Source organism: Paenibacillus sp. P4_A7 (assembly GCF_056402455.1).
This window is the reverse complement of sequence record NZ_JBFUHJ010000702.1, coordinates 1-1,861: the sequence shown is the minus strand read 5'-3', so window position 1 is coordinate 1,861 and position 1,861 is coordinate 1. Positions and strand designations below refer to the sequence as shown.

At 45.4% G+C, this 1,861-nt stretch carries 2 protein-coding genes and 1 pseudogene; all 3 read right to left on the bottom strand.

The features are described from left to right. Positions 1–359, bottom strand: a 359-nt coding sequence (locus tag AC1DWN_RS33140) for an orotate phosphoribosyltransferase (protein WP_477563086.1), incomplete at its 3' end; no start/stop codon positions are given. Continuing rightward, the gene (pyrF, locus tag AC1DWN_RS33135) at positions 352–1,089 is read right to left on the bottom strand and encodes an orotidine-5'-phosphate decarboxylase (RefSeq protein ID WP_477563085.1); all 738 of its coding nucleotides are present in this window, start codon (positions 1,087–1,089) and stop codon (positions 352–354) included. The genes pyrF and AC1DWN_RS33140, both read right to left, overlap by 8 nt. Before the next feature lie 169 nt (positions 1,090–1,258). Continuing rightward, positions 1,259–1,861: pseudogene (locus AC1DWN_RS33130) on the bottom strand (carbamoyl-phosphate synthase large subunit); the annotation flags it as partial.

Below are 1,861 nucleotides of genomic sequence, written 5' to 3'. Positions count from 1 at the left end.
GGAAGAACACGCCCTTCAATCTGGTTTTGCTTGCCATGACCCTTGGCTTTATCGCGTATATACGCCATCGGTAAATTAAGTTTTTGTGCAACCCAAGCCGCGTGAGGAATACCTGCAGTTGATGTACCGGCAATAACTTCAGCATCCGGATACTGTTCCCGAATAATCGTTGCAAATCCTTCTGCCACAATGTCACGAATTACCGGGTAAGTCATCGTCAACCGATTATCGCAATAAATGGGTGACTTAATACCTGATGTCCATGTAAAAGGCTCATTAGGGCGAAGTGCTACCGCTTCGATCTCAAGTAAGCTCTTAGCGATTTCTTTTGGCAATTGTGCAACTGTTAATTTACTCATAAGTAGTCATCTCCTCGATTATGGATTCTATTGCCGCACGCGGCTCTATTGCTGCAGTAATTGGACGTCCAATTACCAAATAGTCAGTTCCTTGTCGCAGCGCCTCACTAGGCGTCATAATACGCGATTGATCATTTACCTCGGCACCAATCGGCCTGATGCCTGGTGTTATCGTCTGGAAGGCAGCGCCACAGAGCGCTTTGATCGCTGTTACTTCAGAAGGTGATGCAACAACACCATCTAACCCAGCAGCTTTTGTTAATTGCGCATAGCGAAGTACTGCAGCTTCGACAGTTCCTTCAATTCCAATTTGTTCATTCAGCATGGATTGATTGGTACTTGTTAGGTGGGTAACCGCAATTACTGAAGGTTTGTGCTGAGTCCCGCCTGTTAGAGCCATGTCGACACCTTCTAAAGCAGCCTCCATCATGGCGCTTCCGCCAGCAGCATGAACATTAAACATATCGACGCCAAGCTTCGTAATACTATTTGCGCCGCCTTTAACCGTATTAGGAATATCATGCATTTTCAAATCGAGAAAAACGAAATAGCCGCGCTCCTTCAACCTTTCCACGAAGGAAGGTCCCGCTGCGTAGAATAGCTGCATTCCAACCTTCATATAGCACGGAATACCTTGTAATTCATCGATCAGACGTTCCGCTGATACTGCATCGGGATAGTCAAGTGCGACCATTATTTTTCCGGCAACTTGATCGTTTGTCAGCTTCATTTCTAATCTCTCCTTTTCTCAGTATGAGCGTTAAACTTATACATTCCTATAATTTAATAAACGGCCATGCGTCTGCTTCTCATTGCCAGCTAGGAAAGATTCCTGAGCATATGCAGTGCGAAGCATCTGACGCTGGCCGTACTTTTAAGCTGCGATGAGCTTATTTAGCTTACTTCTTCTGCGGTATTGGCATAGAGCGCGAGGAGAAGTTTAGTGTTTCAAGCATAACGAGCAAAGCGCGCACAGTATCAAGCGATGTCATACAAACCACACCATTTTCAACTGCTTCACGACGAATTCGGAAGCCATCACGTTCAGGAGCCTTGCCTTTTGTCAATGTATTAACAACAAATTGTGCTTCTCCCTCACGGACTAGATCAAGAATGTTAGGCGAACCTTCACTCAGCTTATTAACCGTAGTTACGATCAATCCCGCATCCTCTAGAGCCTTTGCAGTACCGCCTGTCGCAATAATTCTGTAGCCTAGATTGAAGAAACCGCGAAGTAATTCAGTTGCTTCTTCTTTATCTTTATCAGCTACTGTAGCGATGATAGCACCGGATGTTGGAATTTTCATTCCTGCACCGATGAGTCCTTTGTAAAGTGCTTTCGCATACTGTACGTCACGACCCATTACTTCGCCTGTCGATTTCATTTCAGGTGTTAGTGTAGGATCAACTCTGCGAAGCTTCGCAAAGGAGAATACCGGAACTTTAACCGATACAAATTCGTCCTCTGGCCACAAGCCCTCAACATAGCCAAGATCAGCAAG

Coding starts and splice junctions, on each gene's coding strand:
- pyrF (WP_477563085.1), bottom strand. CDS start 1,089: ATGAAGCTGACAAACGATCAAGTTGCCGGAAAAATAATGGTCGCACTT.